At 50.1% G+C, this 5,555-nt stretch carries 5 protein-coding genes; 4 read left to right on the top strand and 1 reads right to left on the bottom strand.

The features are described from left to right. Window positions 1-116 precede the first annotated feature (116 nt). The 4 genes from K2G41_RS09905 to K2G41_RS09890 all read left to right on the top strand — a co-directional run bounded on the left by K2G41_RS09905 (window position 117) and on the right by K2G41_RS09890 (window position 3,852). Window positions 117-1,283 (top strand): AIR synthase related protein, encoded by a 1,167-nt coding sequence (locus tag K2G41_RS09905; protein WP_300117739.1) that lies wholly within the window; start codon window positions 117-119, stop codon window positions 1,281-1,283. Between the two features lie 76 nt (window positions 1,284-1,359). Beyond that, on the top strand, window positions 1,360-2,754 hold the full coding sequence (locus K2G41_RS09900) for a transglycosylase SLT domain-containing protein (protein ID WP_300117737.1): 1,395 nt from the start codon (window positions 1,360-1,362) through the stop codon (window positions 2,752-2,754). A 101-nt stretch (window positions 2,755-2,855) separates the two neighbouring features. Continuing rightward, window positions 2,856-3,407 carry a DUF3332 domain-containing protein gene (locus tag K2G41_RS09895; RefSeq protein ID WP_300117735.1) on the top strand — a complete coding sequence of 184 codons (552 nt, stop codon included), beginning with the start codon at window positions 2,856-2,858 and terminating at the stop codon, window positions 3,405-3,407. A 37-nt stretch (window positions 3,408-3,444) separates the two neighbouring features. Beyond that, window positions 3,445-3,852 (top strand): VanZ family protein, encoded by a 408-nt coding sequence (locus K2G41_RS09890; protein WP_300117733.1) that lies wholly within the window; start codon window positions 3,445-3,447, stop codon window positions 3,850-3,852. Here the strand turns inward: K2G41_RS09890 and priA are convergent. Then, a partial coding sequence (gene priA / locus K2G41_RS09885) for a primosomal protein N' (RefSeq protein ID WP_300117731.1) occupies window positions 3,808-5,555 on the bottom strand: 1,748 nt, incomplete at its 5' end. The genes K2G41_RS09890 and priA overlap by 45 nt on opposite strands.

The following is a 5,555-nucleotide window of genomic DNA, read 5'->3' as shown; positions in this document are numbered from 1 at the left end:
CCGGTCTAAAAAACCGTTTCCGTAGGGGATGTTTCGCTATTTTTTTGTATTTTTGCAAAAATTTAATTCAAACCATACCCTCCTCACAATTGTTGAACTTTCAATCAAGAGATATTATGAGTGACCAGCGTTATAATCTTCGCGGTGTTTCAGCCTCCAAGGAGGATGTCCATAACGCAATTAAAAATGTGGACAAAGGCATCTTCCCTCACGCATTCTGTAAAATCATACCCGACATCCTCGGCGGTGATCCGGAATGGTGCAACATCATGCATGCCGACGGAGCAGGAACAAAATCTTCGCTTGCCTATGCCTACTGGCGTGAGACGGGCGACATTTCCGTATGGAAAGGAATCGCGCAGGACGCACTTGTAATGAATATCGATGACCTTCTCTGCGTCGGTGCCACTGACAACATCTTGGTTTCCTCCACCATCGGTCGAAACAAGAACCTCATCCCCGGCGAGGTAATATCGGCTATCATCAATGGAACAGAGGAACTTCTCGCCACTCTCCGTGAAATGGGTGTCGGCATCTATTCTACCGGCGGCGAGACAGCCGATGTCGGTGATCTCGTCCGTACTATCATTGTTGACTCAACCGTCACCTGCCGCATGCGTCGTGCCGATGTCATTGACAATGCCAATATCAAGGCCGGTGATGTGATCGTTGGTCTGGCCTCTTTCGGCAAGGCGACATACGAGGATCGCTACAACGGCGGTATGGGCAGCAACGGTCTCACCTCAGCCCGTCACGATGTATTTGCGAAATATCTCGCCAAGAAATATCCTGAGACATTCGACGCGGCTGTGCCCGACGAACTCGTATATTCCGGTTCAAAGGAACTTACCGAGGAGATCGCCGGTACAGGTCTCAATGCCGGACAGCTTGTCCTCTCGCCTACCCGCACATACGCCCCCGTTATCAAAAAGCTCCTCAGCGAGATGCGTGACGAGATTGACGGTATGGTTCACTGCACAGGCGGTGCGCAGACAAAAGTCCTTCACTTTGTCGAGAACAAACACGTCATCAAGGACAATCTCTTCCCCGTTCCTCCGTTGTTCGAACTTATCCAAAAGGAAAGCGGCACTCCGTGGAGCGAGATGTACAAAGTGTTCAACATGGGTCACCGTATGGAAATCTACGTCCGTCCTGAAGCAGCTGAGAAGGTCATGGAGATCGCAGCCGGATTCGGAATCGAATCGCGCATAGTAGGACGTGTCGAGGACGCTGAATCCAACCGCTTGACCATCAAATCAGAAGCCGGAATCTTCGAATATTGAGCCATACCGTTGCAAGACGGAGAGAAGCCCCTCGATGATTCCTAAATATTAACTATTTAATATCACCCGATTCTCTATGAAACGAGGAATTTTCTCCGTACTTGCCGCTCTGAGCCTCACATCGATGCTTTTCTCGTGTGGCGGTAACTCCGATAAAACAGCCTCGGACAACCAGTCCGATGAAACGCATAAATTTCCGGATACTCTCCGCGTAGCCACTCTCTACAGTCCTGAAGCCTACTTTATTTACCGAGGTCAGGAGATGGGCTATGATTTCGAACTTGTCACGGCTCTTGCTGCGGACAAAGACATGATCCTGAAAATGGAGATTGCACCTTCGCTTTCGCGTGCGGTCGAGATGCTTGATTCAGGCTACGTCGATCTGATTGCCTACGAAGTCCCTGTCACGGCCGAATATAAAGACCGTGTCGTGCCTTGCGGGCCTGAAAATATAACCACTCAGGTGCTTGTGCAACCTATAAAGGGAGAGACAGAGCTTATCACCGATGTGACTGATCTGGTAGGCAAGGATGTCTATGTCGAATCCGAGTCAAAGTATGAGGCCCGTATCCGCAACCTCAATCAGGAAGTTGGCGGAGGTATAAACATCCACACCGTTGACCGCGATACCCTCATCACCGAGGATCTCATTGCAATGGTGAGCGAAGGGAAGATTCCTCTGACGGTGGTTGACAGTGATATCGCCCGTATCAACAAGACCTACTACAGCGATCTCGACATCACTCTCCCACTAAGCTTCGAGCAGCGTTCAAGCTGGGCTGTCGCGCCTGACAAAGCTTGGCTTGGTGACAGCATCAACGCTTGGCTCAATAGCGAGAATCCGCGTCAGGAACAGGCACAACTTCTGAAACGTTATTTCGAGCTTAGCAAGAACGATCCCAATTCAAAGTATTACGCTGCAAACGGTGTCGGCGTGTCACCTTTCGACCACCTTTTCAAACGCTATGCCGAGGACTACGACTGGGATTGGAAACTGCTGGCCTCACAAGCCTATGTCGAAAGCAAGTTTGACTCCACTGCAGTTTCATGGGCAGGTGCGCGAGGCATGATGCAGATTATGCCGCGTACAGCGAAGGGCTACGGACAGACGGCCAAAAGTGTAATGAAAAACGACGTGGCTGTCGAAACGGCTCTTAAACTTCTCAATGATCTCGACAAGCAACTTACGCCCAAAGTTCCCGACGAGAATGAACGTAAGAAATTCGTACTTGCAGCCTATAATTCGGGGCTCGGTCATGTCAACGATGCAATAAATCTTGCAAAGAAGTATGGCCTTAATCCTCAGAAATGGGACGGCAACGTGGCAAAAGCCATCCTTTGGAAATCAAATCCAAAGTATTATAAAGATCCCGTTGTCCGTTTCGGTTACTCGCGTGGCCGTGAGACCTATGACTATGTCAACCGTATCTATGCCTTCTACAACCGGGCAAAGACAAAGGCCATAGCCTGATCTTCCGTCATATAGTCGAACAGTCGCTACCGGTCATTCTGTCATTCATCACTTCATTCCTCCTACGCCACTTACTCATCATCTTATACTTATTTACCCTAATGAAAAAACGTGTATTCCCGGTAGCTATCGTGCTCACCCTTTGCGGCTCAATGCTCACCACCTCCTGCATCGGAAACTTCTCGCTTACCAAAAAGCTCCTAAGCTGGAACAATCAGATTGACAATAAATTTGTCAACGAGCTCGTGTTCTTCCTTTTCTGGTTTCCGCTCCCAGTCTATGAAGTGGCAGCTCTTGCAGATATCCTCGTCCTCAACTCCATCGAATTCTGGAGTGGCGAAAATCCTATGGCCGCAGGAAAGAAGGTGATTGATGGAAAGGATGGCCGTTACATAGTAGAATGCGATGGTAAAGGCTACACCATCACTTCGGAAAACGACAAATCAGTGGTGCGTCTCGACTTCAACGCCGACGAACAGAGCTGGAACATCGCCCTGCCTACAGGTGAAAGCCGTGAACTCTTCACTTTCATCGATGAAAAGCACGTGTCCGTTCCCGGTATCGACGGTGTGCGCAACGTTGTCGAACTTTCGGAGGATGGTCTGATGGCTTACCGCGAAATGCTCAACGGGAGTCTGATGGCGGCAAAATAATCAGCATACCTGACACTAATCCTTCACATCCCGACAGATGAAATATTTCCGATGGATTCCACCCTATCAGCTGACGCTGGCGGTGGCGGCCGTCATACTTTACCTTACCCTCCTCCCCAAACCGTTCGGGGAGGAGGATATTCCTTTATTCCCCGGTGCTGACAAACTGGCCCACTGCTGTATGTTCGGCGGACTGGCACTGACATTCATTTTTGAACGTTACCGTATAGGGAAAAAACTGACGTTGGGTCAATCCTTCATGGCTGCAACCATTGTTTCGGTCTTTGGCATCGCAGTCGAATTTATACAGAATGCCATGCACATAGGGCGCAGCGGTGACATTGCCGACGCGATCGCCGACATCATCGGTGCATTCGCAGCCGTTCCCTTATGCTATTGGCTACATTGGATCGACGTCGTAGTAAAGCACCGCTCCGGAAAGTAATTTCCGGTTGGTCATCTCTATCCTGACGTCGTTGAGCAACTTCTTGACTTTGGTTATCGAAGCATTGTTTTCAATCTTCAGCATTATACGTCTTATATAAAGCGACTGCACCCGCGACACGTATGGCTCGTCAGGTCCGCTGACACGATTTCCCAAAAGCTCACGCAGACGTGAGGCATACTCAAAGGCCATCGATGACACTGCCGCCTGATCACGATGCTTCAGATAGATATAGATCACACGCACGAATGGCGGATAATTGTACTTCCTTCGTTCTTCCAATTCAAATTCATAAAAACCGTTGTAGTCATGTCCGAGCAGGAATGAGAGCACCGGATGCGAAGGATTGTATGTCTGAATGGCCACTATACCGTTGTCGTTGCGTCTCCCGGCTCTTCCTGCCACCTGTTCGATCATGTTGAAAGCCCTTTCGGCCGAACGGAAATCCGGAAAGTTTATCACGCTGTCGGCGTTCACGACACCGACCGTGCTAACGCGGTCGAAATCCAGTCCCTTAGTGACCATCTGAGTCCCGACAAGTATCTGCGATTTACCTTTCGAAAAATTGTCTATTATGGTTTCATAACTGTCCTTGCTGCGGGTTGTATCAAGATCCATTCTTGCGATCGTAGCGTTGCCGAAGAGCGATTCAACCTCTTCCTCCACCCTCTCCGTTCCGTAGCCGAGCACTTCTATGCCCGGCTCCTGACAGGCAGGACAGACATCAGGCACGGCGTAAGGCGTAGCGCAGTAGTGACAGATCAGCTTGTCGGAATGTCTGTGATATGTCAGCGATACGTCACAGTTATGACATTTGGGGACATAACCACACAATTTGCAGCGTGCTATCGGAGCATAGCCGCGCCGGTTGATGAAAAGTATCGACTGCTCCCCGCGTTTGAGTGACTCATTGACAAGTCTCTCCGTCTCGAATGCGAAAGTACCTGTCACAAGCCCCTTTTTTCTGGCATCAGCCATGTCGATGATGCGCATTTCAGGCAATTTCATTCCCTCGAAACGTTCCGTCAGTTCCACCAGTCCGAAACGTCCGGTCTTAGCTTTGTAGTAAGTCTCGATGGACGGGGTCGCACTGCCCAAAAGTGTCTTTGCACCATGCATCGAAGCAAGCACTATAGCCGCGTCACGGGCATTGTAACGCGGAGCGGGATCTTGCTGCTTGTACGCACTCTCGTGTTCCTCATCAACAATAACGAGTCCCAGTGAAGCAAACGGCAGAAAGACAGCTGAACGCGCACCGATGACCACGCATGGCTCGGATGACTCAAGCAGCTTCTTCCAGAGATCCACGCGCTCGTTATCGGAAAACTTCGAGTGGTAGATCACTACTTTGTCACCGAAGACCCTCTGCAAGCGGGCCGTCAGTTGTGTGGTAAGCGCGATTTCCGGTACGAGGTAAAGAGCCTGCCGTCCATTGCGGATCACATAGTCGATCAGATGAATATATAGTTCTGTCTTGCCGCTCGATGTCACTCCGTGGAGCAGTGTCACGTCATTTTCAAGCCATGATTTGTGGATCGCATCAAGTGCCGTCCCCTGCGCATCGGTCAGCACCGGAAGCTGCCCGCTGACAAGACCGGAGTAACTGAAGCGGTTCACTTCCTTAGTGTAGATCTCCACAATACCTTTGGTTGCCGTTGCTGCTACGATTGTCTGATTGATGTCTCTTTTACACATCTCCGAGC

The organism is Duncaniella sp., assembly GCF_029056165.1.
Lineage (GTDB): Bacteria > Bacteroidota > Bacteroidia > Bacteroidales > Muribaculaceae > Duncaniella.
This window is presented reverse-complemented; position numbering and strand designations above follow the sequence as displayed.